General features: G+C 64.8%; 18 protein-coding genes. 11 read left to right on the top strand and 7 right to left on the bottom strand.

The annotated features are described in order from the left end of the window. Positions 1–199 precede the first annotated feature (199 nt). The 4 genes from BRA1253DRAFT_RS25525 (at position 200) to recQ (ending at position 5,353) form a co-directional block, all read left to right on the top strand. Entirely contained in the window at positions 200–1,501 is a 1,302-nt protein-coding gene (locus tag BRA1253DRAFT_RS25525; protein WP_007599130.1) for an O-acetylhomoserine aminocarboxypropyltransferase/cysteine synthase family protein, read from the top strand. A 12-nt stretch (positions 1,502–1,513) separates the two neighbouring features. Beyond that, positions 1,514–2,515 (top strand): homoserine O-succinyltransferase, encoded by a 1,002-nt coding sequence (locus BRA1253DRAFT_RS25530; RefSeq protein WP_007599131.1) that lies wholly within the window; start codon positions 1,514–1,516, stop codon positions 2,513–2,515. A 104-nt stretch (positions 2,516–2,619) separates the two neighbouring features. Beyond that, positions 2,620–3,363 (top strand): polysaccharide deacetylase family protein, encoded by a 744-nt coding sequence (locus BRA1253DRAFT_RS25535; RefSeq protein WP_088941380.1) that lies wholly within the window; start codon positions 2,620–2,622, stop codon positions 3,361–3,363. A gap of 124 nt (positions 3,364–3,487) precedes the next feature. Then, positions 3,488–5,353 (top strand): DNA helicase RecQ, encoded by a 1,866-nt coding sequence (gene recQ / locus BRA1253DRAFT_RS25540; RefSeq protein ID WP_035993930.1) that lies wholly within the window; start codon positions 3,488–3,490, stop codon positions 5,351–5,353. Positions 5,354–5,555: 202 nt separating this feature from the next. Here the strand turns inward: recQ and BRA1253DRAFT_RS25545 are convergent, their stop codons facing one another. Continuing rightward, positions 5,556–6,569: a 1-aminocyclopropane-1-carboxylate deaminase gene (locus BRA1253DRAFT_RS25545; RefSeq protein ID WP_007599136.1), complete on the bottom strand. Its 1,014-nt coding sequence runs from the start codon at positions 6,567–6,569 to the stop codon at positions 5,556–5,558. A 163-nt stretch (positions 6,570–6,732) separates the two neighbouring features. On the opposite strand from BRA1253DRAFT_RS25545, the gene BRA1253DRAFT_RS25550 reads away from it, so the two are divergent. Further along, the gene (locus BRA1253DRAFT_RS25550; RefSeq protein ID WP_007599137.1) at positions 6,733–7,197 is read left to right on the top strand and encodes an Lrp/AsnC family transcriptional regulator; all 465 of its coding nucleotides are present in this window, start codon (positions 6,733–6,735) and stop codon (positions 7,195–7,197) included. A gap of 6 nt (positions 7,198–7,203) precedes the next feature. Here the strand turns inward: BRA1253DRAFT_RS25550 and BRA1253DRAFT_RS25555 are convergent, their stop codons facing one another. Genes BRA1253DRAFT_RS25555 through BRA1253DRAFT_RS25565 form a run of 3 tightly spaced genes read right to left on the bottom strand, consistent with a single transcriptional unit; the run spans position 7,204 to position 10,968 of the window. Continuing rightward, the gene (locus tag BRA1253DRAFT_RS25555; protein WP_007599138.1) at positions 7,204–8,508 is read right to left on the bottom strand and encodes a citrate-proton symporter; all 1,305 of its coding nucleotides are present in this window, start codon (positions 8,506–8,508) and stop codon (positions 7,204–7,206) included. Positions 8,509–8,533: 25 nt separating this feature from the next. Beyond that, positions 8,534–9,991: an NAD(P)-binding domain-containing protein gene (locus BRA1253DRAFT_RS25560; RefSeq protein ID WP_007599139.1), complete on the bottom strand. Its 1,458-nt coding sequence runs from the start codon at positions 9,989–9,991 to the stop codon at positions 8,534–8,536. Next, complete coding sequence (locus tag BRA1253DRAFT_RS25565) at positions 9,988–10,968, bottom strand: LysR family transcriptional regulator (RefSeq protein WP_007599140.1); 981 nt, start codon at positions 10,966–10,968, stop codon at positions 9,988–9,990. Before BRA1253DRAFT_RS25565 ends, BRA1253DRAFT_RS25560 begins: the two co-directional genes overlap by 4 nt. Before the next feature lie 86 nt (positions 10,969–11,054). Between BRA1253DRAFT_RS25565 and BRA1253DRAFT_RS25570 the strand changes: the two genes are divergently transcribed. The 5 genes from BRA1253DRAFT_RS25570 (at position 11,055) to BRA1253DRAFT_RS25590 (ending at position 14,307) form a co-directional block, all read left to right on the top strand. Continuing rightward, positions 11,055–12,212 carry a PLP-dependent cysteine synthase family protein gene (locus BRA1253DRAFT_RS25570; protein WP_007599141.1) on the top strand — a complete coding sequence of 386 codons (1,158 nt, stop codon included), beginning with the start codon at positions 11,055–11,057 and terminating at the stop codon, positions 12,210–12,212. Continuing rightward, positions 12,209–12,697, top strand: coding sequence for a CMD domain-containing protein (locus BRA1253DRAFT_RS25575; RefSeq protein ID WP_007599142.1), 489 nt, complete (start codon positions 12,209–12,211; stop codon positions 12,695–12,697). Before BRA1253DRAFT_RS25570 ends, BRA1253DRAFT_RS25575 begins: the two co-directional genes overlap by 4 nt. Further along, positions 12,697–13,284 (top strand): peroxidase-related enzyme, encoded by a 588-nt coding sequence (locus BRA1253DRAFT_RS25580; protein ID WP_007599143.1) that lies wholly within the window; start codon positions 12,697–12,699, stop codon positions 13,282–13,284. Before BRA1253DRAFT_RS25575 ends, BRA1253DRAFT_RS25580 begins: the two co-directional genes overlap by 1 nt. Positions 13,285–13,390: 106 nt before the next feature. After that, positions 13,391–13,951 carry a carboxymuconolactone decarboxylase family protein gene (locus BRA1253DRAFT_RS25585; protein WP_007599144.1) on the top strand — a complete coding sequence of 187 codons (561 nt, stop codon included), beginning with the start codon at positions 13,391–13,393 and terminating at the stop codon, positions 13,949–13,951. A gap of 110 nt (positions 13,952–14,061) precedes the next feature. After that, positions 14,062–14,307: a hypothetical protein gene (locus tag BRA1253DRAFT_RS25590; RefSeq protein WP_007599145.1), complete on the top strand. Its 246-nt coding sequence runs from the start codon at positions 14,062–14,064 to the stop codon at positions 14,305–14,307. 48 nt (positions 14,308–14,355) lie between these two features. Here BRA1253DRAFT_RS25590 and BRA1253DRAFT_RS25595 read toward each other — a convergent pair whose 3' ends face one another. Continuing rightward, positions 14,356–15,291, bottom strand: coding sequence for an alpha/beta hydrolase (locus tag BRA1253DRAFT_RS25595; RefSeq protein WP_007599146.1), 936 nt, complete (start codon positions 15,289–15,291; stop codon positions 14,356–14,358). 117 nt (positions 15,292–15,408) lie between these two features. Between BRA1253DRAFT_RS25595 and BRA1253DRAFT_RS25600 the strand changes: the two genes are divergently transcribed. Continuing rightward, entirely contained in the window at positions 15,409–16,296 is an 888-nt protein-coding gene (locus BRA1253DRAFT_RS25600; RefSeq protein WP_007599147.1) for a branched-chain amino acid aminotransferase, read from the top strand. A gap of 11 nt (positions 16,297–16,307) precedes the next feature. Here the strand turns inward: BRA1253DRAFT_RS25600 and BRA1253DRAFT_RS25605 are convergent, their stop codons facing one another. Both BRA1253DRAFT_RS25605 and phaR read right to left on the bottom strand, forming a co-directional pair. Then, entirely contained in the window at positions 16,308–16,925 is a 618-nt protein-coding gene (locus BRA1253DRAFT_RS25605) for a trans-aconitate 2-methyltransferase (protein ID WP_007599148.1), read from the bottom strand. A gap of 42 nt (positions 16,926–16,967) precedes the next feature. Then, positions 16,968–17,564, bottom strand: a complete 597-nt coding sequence (gene phaR, locus BRA1253DRAFT_RS25610) for a polyhydroxyalkanoate synthesis repressor PhaR (protein ID WP_007599149.1) — start codon at positions 17,562–17,564, stop codon at positions 16,968–16,970. Between the last annotated feature and the right edge of the window lie 115 nt (positions 17,565–17,679).

Raw genomic sequence — 17,679 nt, forward strand, 5'->3', positions numbered from 1 at the left:
TGCCGCAAACCGCAAAATTTCATTCATCCAATTTGACTCGAATTTTAGCCAATTCCCCAATAACCGTTAGGGTTACTTCCTCGATCTCTAGACGAATTATTGTCCGCTTTACCACCCGCCTCTAACAGAGGGACGGCGGACAACGCACATGCCTCATACAGGCCAATAAGTGCGGCCCGCTCCACGCGGAGGTGGCACGATGCGCAATGAGACGATCGCTATTCACGCCGGCTACGAGCCCGAAGCCACCACGCACGCTGTTGCCGTGCCGATCTACCAGACCGCGGCCTACGCCTTCGACAGCGCCGATCACGGCGCGGCGCTCTTCAATCTCGAGACCGAAGGCTATCGCTACAGCCGCATCGCCAATCCGACCAGCGCGGTGCTGGAGAAACGTATCGCCGAGCTCGAGGGCGGCGTCGGCGCGCTTGCGGTCGCGACCGGGCAGGCCGCGCTGCATTTCGCCTTCGTCAACGTCGCCGATCACGGCGGCAACATCGTTTCCGTGCCGCAGCTCTACGGCACCACGCATACGCTGCTCTCGCACATCCTGCCGCGGCAGGGCATCACCGGCCGCTTCGCCGAGAGCGACAAGCCCGAGGCGATCGAAAAGCTGATCGACGAGAACACCCGCGCCGTGTTCGCCGAAACCATCGGCAATCCCGCCGGCAATGTCTGCGACATCGAGGCACTGGCGAAGATCGCCCATGCCCATGGCGTGCCGCTGATCGTCGACAATACCGTTGCAACCCCCATCCTGCTCAAGCCGTTCGATTACGGCGCCGACATCGCCGTGCATTCGCTGACGAAATTCCTGGGTGGCCATGGTACCACGCTCGGCGGCGCCATCGTCGATTCCGGAAATTTCCCCTGGGCCAAGCACGTCGATCGCTTCCCCGGCTACAACAAGCCGGACGCCTCCTATCACGGCCTCGTCTATGCCGAGCGCTTCGGCAAGACGGCGTACATTGAGCGCGCGCGCAGCATCTATCAGCGCACCATGGGTTCGGTGCTGTCGCCGTTCAACGCCTTCCTGCTGCTCCAGGGCATCGAGACCGTCGCGCTGCGCATGGAGCGCCACTGCGAGAATGCCCGCAAGGTCGCCGAATTCCTGCGCAAGGATCCGCGCGTGGCCTGGGTCAATTACACCGGTTTCCCGGACAGTCCTTATTATCCGCTGGTCCAGAAATATCTCGACGGCAACGCCTCGTCGCTGTTCACCTTCGGCATCAAGGGCGGCATGGAAGCCGGCAAGTCCTTCTACGATGCGTTGAACCTGATCACGCGCCTCGTCAATATCGGCGATGCCAAGTCGCTGGCCTGCCATCCGGCCTCGACGACGCACCGGCAGATGTCTGCCGAGCAGCAGCGGGTCGCCGGCGTTTTGCCGGAAACGATCCGCTTGTCGATCGGCATCGAGCATTGCCAGGACATCATCGAGGACCTCGACCAGGCCCTGGAAAAGGCCTGCCGGTCCGCGCGCCTCCAGGCCGCGGAGTAGGCGGCGGCGCCGATGACGATCCTGATCGACAGGGATCAAGGCATATCGAGCCCGGCGCTGGTGCCGGGGGCGGGCGATCTGGCGCGCGAGCACGGCGACACAGAGCTCACCATCGGATTGATCAACAACATGCCGGATCCGGCGCTGAAGGCGACCGAGCGGCAGTTCATGAAGCTGCTGCAAGCCGCAGCAGGTCCGCGCCGCATCCGCTTTCACTGCTTCTCGCTGCCCTCGGTCAAGCGCTCGCCGGAAGCGAAGTGGCATGTCGATAGCGAATATTCGGAACTCACCGAGCTCAGGCGCCACAGGTTCGACGGCCTGATCGTGACCGGCGCCGAGCCGATCGCGCCCGAGCTCGACCAGGAACCGTACTGGCGCGACCTCACCGAGCTGATCGACTGGGCCAAGGTCAACACGCGCTCGACGATCTGGTCGTGCCTCGCTGCGCACGCCGCGGTGCTGCATCTCGACCGCATCGAACGGCGGCCGCTCGCCGCCAAATGTCACGGCATTTTCGACTGCGAAGCCGTGACCGGCGATCCGCTGACGCGGGCCGCGCCTGCGCCGCTCAAGGTCTCGCATTCGCGCCTGAACGAGATCGCCGAGAGCGACCTCGCGCAGGCCGGCTACCAGGTGCTGACGCGTTCGGCAAAGGCCGGCGTCGACATCTTCGTCCGGCAATATGCCAGCCGCTTCGTGTTCTTCCAGGGCCATCCGGAATATGACGCGCTGTCGCTTCAGCGTGAATATCTGCGCGACATCGGCCGTTATCTCGCGCGTGAGCGCGACAATTATCCGCATTTGCCCGTGAGCTATTTTGACGCTGCGACGGAAGAGAAGCTGGTCCGCTTCGAGAAGCAGGCAAGGCACCAGCGCCACCCCGCGCTCAGCAACGAGCTGCCCGCGCTGAATTTGCGCACCGATATCGCCGCTGGCAGCGCCGCGGCGGCATTGTTCCGGAACTGGCTGCAATATCTCGGCGCGGGGACCGATGCGTCGGTGCTTGCGCGTTAGGTCGGGACGACGAGCTCGACGTTAGGACTAACGAAGTGTGAAGCTTGCCTCGAGCAGCGTACGAATGCTTCAGTGAGGGGCGGGACAGACAGGAAATGCGAGTCGTGTGGTCGGCACTCCAGGGACGCGTGAGCAATCGGCTGGCCCGGCATTTCCGCGCCGCGCCGCATCGGCTGCCCGCGAATGCGCCCATGGTGAGCTTCACCTTCGACGATGCCCCCGATAGCGCCGCAGGCGAGGGCGCCGGGCTTCTGGAGCAGCATGGCGGTCGCGGTACCTTCTATCTCGCCGGCAGCCTGGTCGATCGTCCCTCGGACCACTGGCACGGCCTGTCGAACGACGCCATCGTGCGGCTTCACCGGGCCGGACACGAGATTGCCTGCCACACCTTCTCGCACCAGAGCGCGGTCGGTCTCGACGAGACCGCCATGGCCCGGGAGATCGAGCGAAACCGCAGCCATTTTCGCGGCATTGATTCCTCGATCACGCTGGAAAATTTCGCTTACCCCTATGGCATCGCGTCGGTGTGGCGCAAGCCGCAGCTCGCCAAGACCTTCCGCTCGGCGCGCGGCATCCTTCCCGGAGTCAATCGCGACGTCATCGACCTCCAGTTCCTGCGCGCCTCGCCCCTGGTCGATCGCGAGATCAATACGACGGGTGTCGATCGCTATTTCGACGAGGCGGTCGAGAGCGGCGGATGGCTGATCTTCTACGGTCATGACGTCGCCGACGCGCCGAGCCCATATGGCTGCACGCCGCACCTGATGCGTCACGCGCTGCAGGCCGCCGGGAAGCGCGACATGCCGATCGTGACGGTCGCGGAAGCGCTGCGACGAATCGGCGCGTAAGAAAGTTTTCTTCCCACAAAGGGTGGGGGAAGGCGGCGTCCGGCGGAGCAAACGGTCTTGCCACGCCTGCGCGGTCATGCGACTGGCCTTGGGACGAATCTCACGGCCTCACCCCGACATGCCCATGTCCTCTCCTTCCACCGCTCCGCTGTCCGCGCCGGCTCAGGGCCGCGATGCGTTGTCGGTGCTGCGTTCGGTGTTCGGCCTGCCCGGGTTCCGCGGCGCGCAGGGTGAGATCATCCGGCACGTCACGGACGGCGGCAATTGCCTGGTGTTGATGCCGACCGGCGGCGGCAAGTCGCTGTGCTATCAATTGCCGGCACTGCTGCGCGAAGGCTGCGGTGTCGTGGTGTCGCCCTTGATTGCGCTGATGCGCGATCAGGTCGCCGCCATGCTCGAAGCAGGCGTCAACGCCGCCGCGCTGAACTCGTCGCTGACCCCGCAGGAAGCGTCCGACATCGAGCGGCGCCTGATCGCGGGTGATCTCGACCTGCTCTATGTCGCGCCGGAACGGCTGCTGACGCCGCGCTGCCTGGCGCTGCTGGCGCGGGCGAAGGTGGCGCTGTTCGCTATCGACGAGGCGCATTGCGTCTCGCAATGGGGCCATGATTTCCGCCCCGAATATGTCGGCCTGTCGGTCATCGCCGAGCGTTTTCCCGACGTTCCCCGCATCGCGCTGACCGCGACTGCCGACGAATTGACCCGCAAGGAAATCGTCGAGCGGCTTCACCTTGCAGACAGTCCGCACTTCGTCTCGAGCTTCGATCGTCCCAACATCCGTTACGAGATCGTCGACAAGCGCAACGCGGTGTCGCAGCTCAAGGATTTCATCCGGGAGCGTCACGCGGGAGATGCGGGCGTCGTCTATTGCCTGTCCCGCAAACGGGTCGAGGAGGTCGCCGCCGCGCTCGACGACGCCGGCATTGCCGCGTTGCCTTATCACGCCGGGCTCGACAGCAGCGTGCGCTCGCGCAACCAGGACCGCTTCCTCAACGAGGACGGCATCGTCATCGTCGCGACCATCGCTTTCGGCATGGGCATCGACAAGCCCGACGTGCGCTTCGTCGCGCATCTCGATCTGCCCAAGAGCATCGAGGCCTATTACCAGGAGACAGGGCGCGCCGGCCGTGACGGCAAGCCGTCGGCGGCCTGGATGGCCTACGGTCTCTCGGACATCGTGCAGCAGCGCCGTATGATCGACGAGTCGAGCGGCTCCGACGAATTCAAGCGGGTCTCGATCGGCAAGCTCGATGCGCTTGTTGGCCTGGCCGAAACGCCGCACTGCCGGCGCCGGCGGCTGCTCGCCTATTTCGGCGAGATCGTGATGGGCGAGGGCTGCGGCAATTGCGACAATTGCCTGATGCCGCCGAAAATGCGCGACGGCAAGGTGCTGGCGCAAAAACTGCTATCCTGTGCCTATCGCACCGGGCAGCGCTTCGGCGCGATGCACCTCATCGACGTGCTGATCGGACGGCTCACCGAGAAGGTGACGCAGTTCGGTCACGACAAGCTCACCGTCTTCGGCATCGGACGCGAGCTCAACGAGAAGCAGTGGCGCACGGTGCTGCGGCAGCTCGTGGCGATGGGACATTTGCTGAGTGACAGCGAAGCGTTCGGCGCGCTTAAGCTGACGGATTCGTCGCGCGGCGTGCTGCGGGGCGAAACGGAAGTGTGGCTGCGCGAAGAAGCGCCCGGCGCCCGGATCCGTTCAAGCCGCGCCAAGTCTCGCCGCGGTGATCTTGCGCCTGCGGCCGGCGCGGCGCAGGGCGATGTCGATCCTGAATTGCGCGCGCGGCTACGAGCATGGCGCTCGGAGATTGCCCGCGCACGTGGCGTGCCGGCCTACGTCGTGCTGCACGACGCCACCATCGACGGCATCGTTCGCGCATGGCCGACCACGCTGGACGAGCTGCGCAATGTGCCCGGCATCGGCGACAAGAAGCTCGAGCATTACGGCGACGAGCTGCTGCAGATTGTCAGGACGCGGTAGGGCGCGCCACACCCCCGCCGTCATCCCGGATAAGCGCAGCGAAGCGGAGCGCCCGATCCGGGATCCATAGCCACAGGCCGTAGGAAAAGGCACGCTGAATGCCTCAGCGTGTTTCAACAATTGGCAGTCGGGGTAATGGGTCCTGGCTTTCGCCAGAACGACACTCGTGGGGAGGTGCGCGCCGCCTCACATCACCGACGCGCTAGCCGTTCCGGAACGCATACCCGTAGCCGTTCAGCGCCGGTGCACCGCCGAGATGGGCGTAGAGGATCTTCGCGCCCTTCTCGAAATAGCCCTTCTGCGTAAGGTCGATCAGGCCCTGCATCGACTTGCCCTCGTAGACGGGATCGGTGATCATGGCTTCGAGACGCGCGGTGAGGCGGATCGCCTCCTTGGTCTCTTCCGACGGCACGCCGTAGGCTGGATAAGCGTAATCCTCGATCAGAACGACGTCGTCTGCGACGAGATCCTGGCCGAGTTCGACAAGCTTGGCCGTGTTCTGCGCGATCGAGAGCACCTGCGCCTTGGTCTGCGCCGGGGTGAACGACGCGTCGATGCCGATCACCTTTCGCGCGCGGCCATCGGCGGCGAAGCCGACCAGCATGCCGGCATGGGTGGAGCCGGTGACGGTGCAGACCACGATGTAGTCGAACTTGAAGCCGAGCTCGGCTTCCTGCTTGCGCACTTCTTCGGCGAAGCCGACATAGCCGAGCCCACCGAATTTGTGCACGGAGGCGCCGGCGGGAATCGCGTAGGGCTTGCCGCCCGCCGCCTTCACCTCCTCGATGGCCTCCTCCCAGCTCTTGCGAATGCCGATATCGAAGCCGTCGTCGACCAGGCGCACGTCGGCGCCCATGATGCGCGACAGCATGATGTTGCCGACGCGGTCATAGACGGCGTCCTCGTGCGGCACCCAGGCTTCCTGCACCAGGCGGCACTTCATGCCGATCTTGGCAGCGACCGCCGCGATCATGCGGGTGTGGTTGGACTGCACGCCGCCGATCGAGACCAGCGTGTCGGCGTTCGAGGCGATCGCGTCGGGGATGATGTATTCGAGCTTGCGCAGCTTGTTGCCGCCATAGGCGAGCCCGGAATTGCAGTCCTCGCGCTTGGCGTAGACCTCGACATTGCCGCCGAGATGCTTCGAGAGCCGCTCCAGCTTCTCGATGGGCGTCGGACCAAAGGTCAGCGGATAGCGCGCGAATTTTTCGAGCATCGTCAGGTCATCCCGATTGGCGTTAAATGTCTGCGAAAACACTAACATCGCGCCGCAAAAAGGTGCTTTCAAATATTGCGCGTTTATTGCGCTCGATCTTGCGATAAGGGCGCCAATATGTGCTATTCCTTCCGAATAGACGCTCGCCACGGAAGCTTCTTCCATGTCCGCCCGCCTCGACCGTATCGACCTTAAGATGTTGCGATTGCTGCAAAATAACGGCCGGCTCAGCAATGCCGAGCTGGCCGAAACCGTCGCCATCAGTCCCGCCACCTGTCATCGCCGCACCCAACGCCTGTTCGAGCACGGCTTCATCGCCGCCGTCCGCGCCATGGTCGCGCCGAAGAAGGTGGCAAAGGGCACGCTGGTGATGGTCGGCGTCGTGCTCGACCGTTCGACGCCGGAGAGCTTTGCGATCTTCGAGCAGGCGATCACCAGGCTGAAATTCGTGCTCGACTGCCACCTCGTCGCCGGCGACTTCGACTATTTCCTCAAGATCCGCGTCGGCGACATGGAGGACTTCAACCGTATCCATGGCGAGCAGCTGATCGCGCTGCCCGGCGTGCGCCAGACCCGCACCTTTTTCGTGATGAAGGAAGTCGTCGACAACGCACCGCTGGAGTTTTGAACGGCCTCACAACGCCTGTTCGACGATGCCGTCCGCGACCTGCTCCCGTCCGGCGTCCTCCGGTCGCATCGCGATCACCGCGATCAGCCCGAGGCCGACGCCGATCATCACATAGAAGATCGGCGCCAGCGGGGAGCCGGTGAGCGCGATCAGCCATGTCACGAAGAACTGGGCAAAGCCGCCGAATACCAGCACCGCGACATTGTTGACGATGGCAAGCGCGGTCGAGCGGACGCGGATCGGGAACAGCTCGACCAGCGTGGTGCAGTAGACGCCGAGGAAGAAGGCGCTGAAGAAGCCGATGACGACCTGGGCGACCAGGAGCCTTGCGATCGACGGCTCGGAGATCACCCAGCTATAGAGCGGATACAGCGAGACGAAATAGCCAATGAGCGAGACCAGCAGCAGCGGCCTGCGCGGGTAGCGGTCGGAGACGGCGCCGGCAACGGGAACGACGATCACCATCACGATCGCCGCGATCATCTGAACCAGGAAGCTCTGCATCAGCGGCAGCTTCAGCACCTCCTTGGCGTAGGTCACGGTGTAGCCGAAGGTGACGTAGAACGACACGGCGCTTGCCACCACCATGCCCATGCCGATCAGGAAATTGCGGCCGGGATTCTTCAGCGCGGCGATGAAATCTTCCTTGTGCACCGTCGCCATGCTGCGCCGGGACGCTTCGGGCTCGATGACGCTGGCGCGCATATAAAGCAGGATCGGAACGATCACGAGGCCGACGAAGAAGGGGATACGCCAGGCGCCGGCGGCAAGCTGCTCCTGCGTGAAGGTCAGCGTCAGGGCGGCGCCCAGCACTGCGCCGAGCACGTTGGCCATGAGCTGGCCGGCGATTTGCCACGAGCCATAGAAGCCGGTGCGGCCGGGAGGCGCCGCTTCGATCAGATAGGCGGTCGAAGTACCGAACTCGCCGCCGACCGAAAAGCCCTGTAACAGCCGCGCCAGCAGCACGATCAGGGGTGCCCCAATGCCGGCTGTCGCGTAGGTCGGCGTCAATGCCAACAGCGCGACCGACAGCGCCATGATGCCCATGCCGAGCGTCATCGCCGCCTTCCGCCCCTTGCGATCGCCGAAATAGCCGAGCACGAGGCCGCCGATCGGCCGCATGAAGAAACCGGTGCCGAACAGCGCGGTCGTCAGCAGCAGCGCGTTGATCTCACTGCCTGGAATTTTGGGGTCGACCGGAAAGAACAGGTTCTTGATGACCGGTGTCATCAGCGCGAACACGGTGAAGTCGTACCACTCCATTGCGTTGCCGGCGACCGCGGCCACGATGGCCTTCCTGTTCGTCTGCATCTCTCGCTTGCCTGTCCGGTTGTGCCTATTCGGCGGGTTGATGGGTGGCGTCGGCATCCTGCCATTCGTCGCCGGCGAGTTCCGGCGTTGCGAAGGCCTTGAGGTTGGCGAAATGAATCTCGCGATCCTCGACGAAGAGGCGGCGGACGATGCCGCGCGCGAGCCGGTCGGCGCCCTCGCTGATCGCCGGAATATCGCCGGAAAGTTTCCCGTGGCTCAGCGTCGCCGGATAGTTGAAACAGTGCAGCCGTGCCAGCATCGGGCAGGCGCCTGACTGCTTCTCCAGGAACTGAAAGCTGTCGCCGAGGTCGGGCGAGTTTTCCAGCTCCGCATTGTTCATGCCGTCAGGCGTCGGGAAGCGATCGCTCCAGAAGCGGATATGCGGCGCGAACGCGGCAAGCTCGTCGCGCAACGCGAGGTCGACCTTGAAGCCGGTGCCGAAGATGATGAAGTCGGTCGCATAGCGGCCCTTCGGCGTCGTCACCATGAGATGATCCTCTTTGACGACGAGATCATCGATCGGGCTTGCGAGATGGAAATGCGCCTGCGGATAGGCGGAGACGCGCAGCACGCTCTGCCGCGGCGGCGGCGTCTGCGCTTTCAGCGTGTGATCGAGGAAGCGCCATTTCCAGTCGTCCGTCAGGCCGGCAAAGCCGTGCACGACCCCCTGGCTGCCGATGCCGGTGAATTTGTTGACGCGCGGGATGTCTGCGCGCCGGATGAAGAGATCGAGGCGCGCGGCGCCCGCCTCCAGCGCCATCGCCGCGTTGTCCATCGCGGATGCGCCCGCGCCGACGACGGCCACGCGCCTGCCGCGAATCTTTTCGAAGTCGATCGGGTCGGAGGAATGGGCCCAGAAGCGCCGGTCGATGCCGTCGGCGAGCGGCGGCACGTAAGCGCCGCCGAGGCCGTCGCGCCCCGTCGCCAGGACGACATGCCGCGCGAGAATGTGTCGCGACGTGCCACCTTCGCTGATTTCGAGCGCGAACAATTCATCGGGGCGCGCGTGGATACGCTCAACCGAGACCCCGTTGCGGACGGGCAGGCCCAGCACTTTGCGGTACCATATCAAGTAATCCATCCATACCGTGCGCGGCGCGCGGTCGAGCGCCTGCCAGGCTTGCTCGCCATATTGCGCCTCGTAGAAGGCGCGGAAGGTCAGCGCCGGCATGCCCATCGCGGGGCCGGTCAATTCCTTGGGTGAGCGCAGCGTCCGCATCCGCGCGAACGTGACCCAGGGACCTTCCTCGCCTGCGCACGCGCGGTCGAGCACGAGCTGGTTGTCGACGCCGAGACGCTTGAGCATGGCGGAGGCGACGAGGCCGGCCATGCCGGCACCGACGATGACGACGTCGACGACGCCCTCGCCATCGACGACGCGGCGGGGCACCCATGACTTGGCCGGCAGTTCGAGCCAGGCCAGATCCTGCTTCAGGCGCGCTTCAAGTGCCCCGAGGCCCGCCGCACCAGGTGTCATCGTCATGAGGAAGCTTTCTCGAATTTAGTGGTTTCGTCGCCGGCCTCGGCTAGCGCGGTGGCGCCGCTATGGAGCCTTGCGCCAGGCATCAGCGCGACCGCGGCGCGCAGAGCGCCGTTGAGCGCGGCAACCGTCGGCGTCAGCTCGCGCCCGGTCGGCGCAATCGCGGCGAACAGGAACGAAATGGACACATCCAACGGCCGGGTGACGACGCCTTCAACCGGCAGGCTGGAAGTCAGCACCGGCTCGACCACGGCGATGCCGAGCGTCTGCTTGGCCATGGCAATCGCCGTCAGTGAAGCGTTGGTGTCGATGACCTCAGCGGGCACGACACCTTCACGCTCCAGCGCCTCCTCCACGCGGCGGCGAAGCCGGTAGGGGTTGGCCATCGTCAGCAGCCGGACGCCACTAAGATCCTTCAGGCGAATGACCTTCTTCTTCGCCAGCGGGTGATCCATCGCGAGGCACGCAACGCACGGCACCTCGCAGACCCACTGCACATCGAGTCCGGGATGCTGGATCGGCAGGCTCGCAAGACCGAAATCGACCGACTGCGACAGCACCGATTGAACCACATTCTCGGCCGAGAGCGCCTGCACGTGGATCTGGCTTGGTAGCAACTCGCGTTCGAGCGCTGCGAGCGCAGCCGGGACGAAGCCGGCCGCCAGCGCCGGGATCGCCGCCAGGCTGAGCACGGGAAGCGCACCCGCGCCGATCGCGTTGGCACGCTGGCGGATGTGCTTCAGGCCCATCAGAAGCCGCTCGACCTCAGCATGAAACAGGAGGCCTTTCGGTGTCGGGCTGATGCGCGGGCCATTCCGGGTGAACAGGAGATAGCCGACGTCAGCCTCGAGATCCTGGATCTGACGCGTCGTGACCGGCTGCGAACGGCCGAGCAACCGCGCCGCACCGGTGATGCTGCCGGCCGACATCACGGCGGCGAAGGCCTCGAGAAGGCGAATGTCGATAACGTCCTGGTTCATGGTCTGGTTGTCCGAATTATGCGAATATAGAATGAACAATATTTCTTGATGTGCAATAGGTATTATGGGAAGTTGAGGTCATGTCGATGGAGCCAAACCCCTTTCGCCACCACAATCCGGCCGGACCGGCCTATCGGCGCGGCTGGGTCGATGAGGCCGTGGCGGCGATCGAGGCCGACCAGTGCCGCACGGCCGACACGCATCTGATCCGGCTGATCGTGCCGGCTCTCGCCGGCATCGACATCTATCTGAAGGACGAGTCCACGCATCCGACCGGCAGCCTGAAGCACCGGCTCGCGCGCTCGCTCTTCCTTTACGCGCTCTGCAACGGCCACATCCGCGAAGGCACGCCCGTCGTCGAAGCCTCGTCGGGATCGACCGCGGTGTCGGAAGCCTATTTCGCACAGATGATCGGCGTGCCCTTCTATGCCGTGATGCCGCGCACGACCTCGGCAGAGAAGATCGCCGCGATCGAGCATTACGGCGGCAACTGCCATCTGATCGATGACGGCCGTGCACTCTATGCGGAAGCGGCGGCGCTCGCCGCCCGGCTGAACGGCCACTATATGGACCAGTTCACTTTCGCCGAGCGCGCCACCGACTGGCGCGGCAACAACAACATCGCCGAATCGATCTTTACGCAATTGAAGGGCGAGACGCGTCCGTTGCCGGACTGGATCGTGATGGGGGCGGGCACCGGTGGCACCTCGGCCACGCTCGGACGCTATCTGCGCTATCGCCAGTACCCGACGCGGCTGTGCGTTGCCGATGTCGAGCATTCCGCCTTCTTCGACTGCTTCCGCTCGCAGGACCGCTCCCATGTCTGCGAGCGGCCTTCGCTGATCGAAGGCGTCGGTCGGCCCCGCTGCGAACCCTCCTTCGTGCCGGGCGTCGTCGATCGCATGATGAAGATCCCGGATGTCGCAACGATCGCAGCGATGAACGTGCTGTCGCGCCGGCTGCGCCGGCCAGTTGGCGGCTCGACCGGCACCAATTTCCTGGCGCTCTGCCGCATTGCCTCGGAGATGAGCACCGCCGGCAAAACCGGATCGTTGGTCACGCTGATCTGCGATTCCGGCGAGCGCTACCGGCAGACCTATTATGATCCCACGTGGCTAAAAGCTCGCGGCCTTGATCCGATGCCGATCGAGGCTGCCCTGTCGGCGTTTCTCGATACGGCGCAGCCGCCGGCGCTCGCCGTCGAGGACGTCGCCAATCCACAGAGCTTGCGGAGCAGTGCTTGACCACGCTGATCGAAACCATTGTCGGGGTGCCCGCGGCGTCGCGGCTCGGCCACGCTCTGAACGCCCGCACCGAGATTTTGCGCCTCAGCGAAGCAGCCCATGACGCGGTGCTGCTGCCGCGCGAGCCCGGCGGTCTGAGCCACGGCTTGCGGGCGGCACTCGCGGCGCGGATGTGCCGGCATGTCGGCGACGAGGCGCTGACCGCGCACTACGACTCCTATCTGGCGCATTCGAGCGATCTTGACTTCGCCGTGCTCGCCCGGCCCGGCGGTGTGTGTGGCGATCCCCTGCACGATGCCATGGCCCGCCACGCCGATCTGCTGACGCTTTCGCCGCGCGAGTCGACGCGACAGGACATCGCGGCGCTGAAGGCGGCCGGCGTCAGCGAGGCCGATATCGTGCGGCTGTCCGAGCTTGGCGCCTTCGTGAACTACCAGCTGCGGGTCCTTGCCGGCCTCAGGCTCCTGAAAGAGATCGAAGCCTGATGAGCGAGGTCGTCCACAACTTCACTACCACGATCCCGACCTGGTCGCCTTATGTCACGCCGGTCGAGCTCGCCTCGGCGACGCCCGAGCAGCTCGCGGCGATGAAGGTCACCCCCTCCAACAAGGGCGTCTCGCCTTACGTGCTGACGCTGGCGCATGACCCGGAGTCGCTCGCGGTGCGCTCGCCGCTGTTCAACCTCATTATGTATGGCAAGGACGGACTGTCCCCGGCGGAGCGCGAGCTCGGCGCGCTGAGTGCCTCGGTCGTCAACCGCTGCATCTATTGCGCCGCCGTGCACGCCTCACGCTTCATCAATTACTCCGGGCGCAAAGAGGTCGTCGAGGAGATCTTTACCGACGAGCGCGATTCCACGCTGGAGGCACGCGAGCAGGCCCTGTTCAATTTCGCTACAAAACTCTCGACGACTCCGATCGAAGCGAGCGCAGACGATGCGCGCGCACTTGGCGAGGCCGGGCTCAGCGAGCTTGAGCAGCTCGACCTGGTGCTGTCGGCCGCGATCTTCGGCTGGGCCAACCGGCTGATGCATACGCTGGGCGAGCCGCTGGTGCGGCCGGAGGCATCGTAACCGACGCCATCGGGTCGCTCGCCCCGAACCGAATGTCACGGCAACTTCACTTGCCTTGCGCGTGCGTGCGGGCGAGTTTCGCGGCTTCTCAACGAGGAGACCTGCCGTGCGCCTTCCCATTCTCGATCCGAAAGACCTGAGTGCCGAACAGAAGCCGCTCTACGACGACATGCGAGCCGGCATCAAGGACCACTTCAAGGGCTTTGTGAACATGCGCGACGATGGCGCGCTGCTCGGGCCCTGGAATCCATGGATCCGCGAGCCGCGGTTCGGCAAGCCGGTGTGGGAGCTGGTCAAGGCGATCGCGGCGAACCCGCTGCTGCCGGCGCCGGTGCGTGAGGTCGCGATCCTCGTCACCGGCTCGCATTTCCGCTCCGGCTACGAGCTCTATGCGCATGTGCTGGTCGCCGAGCAGCGCGGCCTCTCCGACGAGAAGCTCGCGACCATCGTCGCCGGACAGCGGCCGGTCGATCTCACCAAGCAGGAGGCGGTCGCCTACGATGTGGCGTCCGCATTGGTCAGCGGCGGCGTGCTGCCGGAACTGACTTATCGGGCCGCCGTCAAGGAATTCGGCGAGCACGGCGCGGCCGAACTGTCCTATCTCGTCGGCATTTACTGCATGGTGTCGGTGACGCTCAACACGTTCGACGTGCCGGTGCCAGACTGACCACGCTGGCCCAACTGCTGGACTGGACGGAGGCGTCACGGTACCCTGCCGCCGCCATGGCGACGCATCGCCGGTCACGATCGAAGTGCAATGAAGAGGGAACGACAGCCATGGACACGTCACGCCGCATCCTGCTCGCCGGACTGGCGGGACTCGCCGTTGCGCCGACCGCCGCAGGAGCCGCGTCCTCGGCCGCGTCCGACGACGTGACGGTCGCCGAAGAGCGCTTTGCGCGCATGATCGCGGCTGCGCATGCGCCCGACGTCACCTGCGCGCGACAGGCCGAGCGTTATGCGGATGCGCATTGGCCAAACTACGTCGCGGCGGCGCGTTCCGTCATCGAGGCGAGAGCGTGAGGCATTCTCTTTCCTCTTCCGTTGCGGGAGACGGCAACACGAGGTGCTTCACGTCCCCACCGCCCGCCTGACCTGCTCACCGATCTGCGACAGCACGAGCTGCGCCTGCGGCAGGATTGCGCCCATGGCGTGGAAATTGTGGACCATGCCCTCGTGGCAGACGTGCTCGACCGTGACGCCCGCAGCGAGCAGCTTGCGGGCATAGGCATTGCCCTCGTCGCGCATCGGGTCGAACTCGGCGGTGTGGATAATGGCGGTCGGCAGGCCCGCAAGCCGTGTCGCGCGCAAGGGCGAGATGCGCGGATCGGCAGCATCAAGGTCCTCGGGCAGATAATCGGCGAGATCGGCTTCGATCGTGACGCGGTCGATCAGGTGCCCCTCGGCGAACGCCTGCCGCGACGGCGAGGCCTCCTCGAAATCCAGCACCGGGCAGATCAGGCATTGCGCGACGATGGAAAGGCCAGCTGTCTGCGCCGCCTCCTGACACACGATCGCGGCGAGCGTTGCACCGGCGGAATCGCCGCCGAGCACCAGACGTCCGGCGTCGATGCCGAGCGATGCGGCCTCGCGCGCCACCCATTCGGTGGCAGCAACCGCATCGTCCACGGCGGCGGGGAATTTGTGCTCGGGCGCCAGCCGGTAATCGACCGAGACGAGGCGGCAGCCGGTCGCATGTGCCAGCGCCGCCGCGATGCGGTCATGCGTGGCGATGCTGCCGGCAACGAGCCCGCCGCCGTGAAAGAACACGAAGCCGGGCGCGCGATCATCGGCGCCTGCCGGTGAATAGAGGCGATAGGGCAGCGCGCCGCCGGGACCAGGCAGCATGCCGTCGGACGTCGTCACGTCAGGCGCATCGGCGCGCGCAAACTGCATCAGCTTTGCCAATGATTGCCGCCGTGCCTCCACGCTGGGCCGGCTCCGTGCCTGCGGCGCAGCCGCAGCCATCATGGTCAACAAACGCTTTGCGAGCGGATCGAGCGGCATGGTGCTTCCTTTCCCCGTCCGGGAGGGTAACTCACCATTTTCCCGCAGGGAATCATTTAGAAATTGCGCCCAATAGTGGCGCTATAATGCGGCACCACGCCAAGGGAGAGGCCGGTCATGGCCGAGATCAAAAAGCCCATTGCATATTCGCCAAGCTGGACCTTCTTCGAGGGCAAATGGCATGACGGCAATGTGCCGATCATGGGTCCGCGCACGCATGCGGCCTGGCTCGGCTCGGTCGTGTTCGACGGCGCGCGGGTGTTCGAAGGCGTCGCGCCCGATCTCGACCGCCACGTTGCCCGCGCCAATCAGTCCGCCATCAACTTTGGGCTGAAGCCGGTGGTCGATACCGGAACCTGGATGACACTCGCAAATGAGGGCATCGCGCGCTTCGCGCCGAATGCCGAGCTCTACGTCCGTCCGATGTATTGGGCGCAGAACGGCTCGGGCGGCGGCGTGCTGTTCGATCCCGAGACCACTGATTGGTGCCTATGCATCTACGAGGCGCCAATGCCGAAACCCGTCGGCAATGCGATCACGCTGTCGCCGTTCCGCAGGCCCACCGCCGAGTGCGCGCCGGTCGAGGCCAAGGCCGCCTGTCTCTATCCGAACAATTCGCGCGCGCTTGCCGAGGCCGCCTCGCGCGGCTTCCAGAACGCGCTGATGCTCGACATGCTCGGCAACGTCGCGGAGTTCGGCAATTCCAACGTGTTCATGGCCAAGGACGGCGTGGTCTACACACCGGCGCCGAACGGCACTTTTCTCAACGGCGTCACCCGCCAGCGCGTCATCAGCCTGCTTCGCGCCGACGGCGTCACCGTGGTCGAGAAGACGCTGCGCTATGCCGACTTCCTCGCCGCCGACGAGATCTTTTCCACCGGCAATTTCGCAAAAGTCGCGCCGGTGATCCGCATTGACGATCGCGAGCTGCAGCCGGGCCCGCTCTACATTCGCGCGCGCAAGCTCTATTGGGACTTTGCCCATGCCGTGAAGCTGGCGGCTTGAATAGCACTGTCCTAGCTGCGTCGCTTGAACCGGCTGAACTGAAACGCCTGCATCGAATTCCACGGCGTCTGGTGCGCCTCGTTGCGCGTTTCGACGAGCTCGAATCCCGGCCCGAGCTCCGCCGCAAGACTCGCGCTGTCATGACGCTGCACCGGCAGGCCGCTGCATTTCTCGGGGCCGTCGAGTGCAAACGTCGCAATGATGACGTGGCCGCCGGGCGCAACCGCCGACCGCAGCCGCTCGATGTATGCGGTCCTGTCGCGGGAGTCGGTCAGGAAGTGAAACGCCGCCCGATCGTGCCATAGATCGTAGGTCTTTGCCGGGCGCCATGTCGTGGCGTCGGCAACGATCCAGTCGACCGTCGAAGCGGCTGCGCCGATCCGCTTCTTTGCAGCGTCAAGCGCATTGGCAGAGAGATCCAGCACGGCGACGTCGCGATATCCGTCCAGCAGGAGAGCATCGACAAGTCGCGATGCGCCGCCGCCGATGTCGAGGAGGGCGGCCGCGCGGTCCGGATTGGCCGCCCGGATCATTGCAAGCGAAGTCGCCGGACTGTTCTGAAACCAGCTGACCTCGGCTTCGCCCCTGGTGGCGTAAACATTGTCCCAATGGGTGCTTCGGTCGGACATGCGCGTCCTCCGGCTTGCCGGGAGCCGGCGCAGAGGGACGATCTACTCGTCCTTCTTCGACATCCGCTCGAGGCGTTCCTGCATGTCCTTCATCTGCTGGCGCAGATCGTCGATGTTGCTGTCCTTCGGCGCTTCGGCAGTCGCCTCGGGGGCCGGCTCCGCGGAGCCCGCGGGGCGGGCTGCGCCGGGCGCGAAAGGCTTGAACATCGAGAAGGTCTGCTGGAACAGCTCCATGTTGCGGCGGACCTGTTCCTCCAGCGGCGCAAACGGGGTTCCGGACAGGGAGGTGGCGATCTGTTTGCGGAACTTCTCCTGCTCCTGCGTCAGCGACGCGATGGCCTGCTCCAGATATTTCGGCACCACCATCTGCATGCTGTCGCCGTAGAAGCGGATCAGCTGGCGCAGGAAGGTGGTCGGGAGCAGGTTCTGGCCGGCCTTGTTCTCCTGTTCGAAGATGATCTGGGCAAGCACGGAGCGGGTGATGTCGTCGCCGGTCTTGGCGTCGTAGACCAGGAAATCTTCGCCGTCCTTGACCATGGAGGCGAGGTCTTCCAGCGTCACGTAAGTGCTCGTTCCGGTGTTATAGAGCCGGCGGTTCGCGTATTTCTTGATGGTGGTGGGTTGGTCTGATTTCGCCATGGGCTCTCACTTGCAAGCGCGGAGAACGGGAACCTGTCGGGCTATGCCGCAGGGCGGGAAGAGTACGCAACGCAACAAAATAAGCATTTTCAAAGGGGTCACGCTACCGTTTTGT

Origin of the sequence: Bradyrhizobium sp. WSM1253, assembly GCF_000244935.1 — a bacterium.
GTDB lineage: Bacteria > Pseudomonadota > Alphaproteobacteria > Rhizobiales > Xanthobacteraceae > Bradyrhizobium > Bradyrhizobium canariense.

Bases quoted from the DNA above. Each gene is read 5' to 3' on its own strand.
- BRA1253DRAFT_RS25525 (WP_007599130.1), top strand. From the start codon at position 200: ATGCGCAATGAGACGATCGCTATTCACGCCGGCTACGAGCCCGAAGCC.
- BRA1253DRAFT_RS25530 (WP_007599131.1), top strand. From the start codon at position 1,514: ATGACGATCCTGATCGACAGGGATCAAGGCATATCGAGCCCGGCGCTG.
- recQ (WP_035993930.1), top strand. From the start codon at position 3,488: ATGTCCTCTCCTTCCACCGCTCCGCTGTCCGCGCCGGCTCAGGGCCGC.
- BRA1253DRAFT_RS25545 (WP_007599136.1), bottom strand. From the start codon at position 6,569: ATGCTCGAAAAATTCGCGCGCTATCCGCTGACCTTTGGTCCGACGCCC.
- BRA1253DRAFT_RS25550 (WP_007599137.1), top strand. From the start codon at position 6,733: ATGTCCGCCCGCCTCGACCGTATCGACCTTAAGATGTTGCGATTGCTG.
- BRA1253DRAFT_RS25555 (WP_007599138.1), bottom strand. From the start codon at position 8,508: ATGCAGACGAACAGGAAGGCCATCGTGGCCGCGGTCGCCGGCAACGCA.
- BRA1253DRAFT_RS25560 (WP_007599139.1), bottom strand. From the start codon at position 9,991: ATGACGATGACACCTGGTGCGGCGGGCCTCGGGGCACTTGAAGCGCGC.
- BRA1253DRAFT_RS25565 (WP_007599140.1), bottom strand. From the start codon at position 10,968: ATGAACCAGGACGTTATCGACATTCGCCTTCTCGAGGCCTTCGCCGCC.
- BRA1253DRAFT_RS25570 (WP_007599141.1), top strand. From the start codon at position 11,055: ATGGAGCCAAACCCCTTTCGCCACCACAATCCGGCCGGACCGGCCTAT.
- BRA1253DRAFT_RS25580 (WP_007599143.1), top strand. From the start codon at position 12,697: ATGAGCGAGGTCGTCCACAACTTCACTACCACGATCCCGACCTGGTCG.
- BRA1253DRAFT_RS25590 (WP_007599145.1), top strand. From the start codon at position 14,062: ATGGACACGTCACGCCGCATCCTGCTCGCCGGACTGGCGGGACTCGCC.
- BRA1253DRAFT_RS25595 (WP_007599146.1), bottom strand. From the start codon at position 15,291: ATGCCGCTCGATCCGCTCGCAAAGCGTTTGTTGACCATGATGGCTGCG.
- BRA1253DRAFT_RS25600 (WP_007599147.1), top strand. From the start codon at position 15,409: ATGGCCGAGATCAAAAAGCCCATTGCATATTCGCCAAGCTGGACCTTC.
- BRA1253DRAFT_RS25605 (WP_007599148.1), bottom strand. From the start codon at position 16,925: ATGTCCGACCGAAGCACCCATTGGGACAATGTTTACGCCACCAGGGGC.
- phaR (WP_007599149.1), bottom strand. From the start codon at position 17,564: ATGGCGAAATCAGACCAACCCACCACCATCAAGAAATACGCGAACCGC.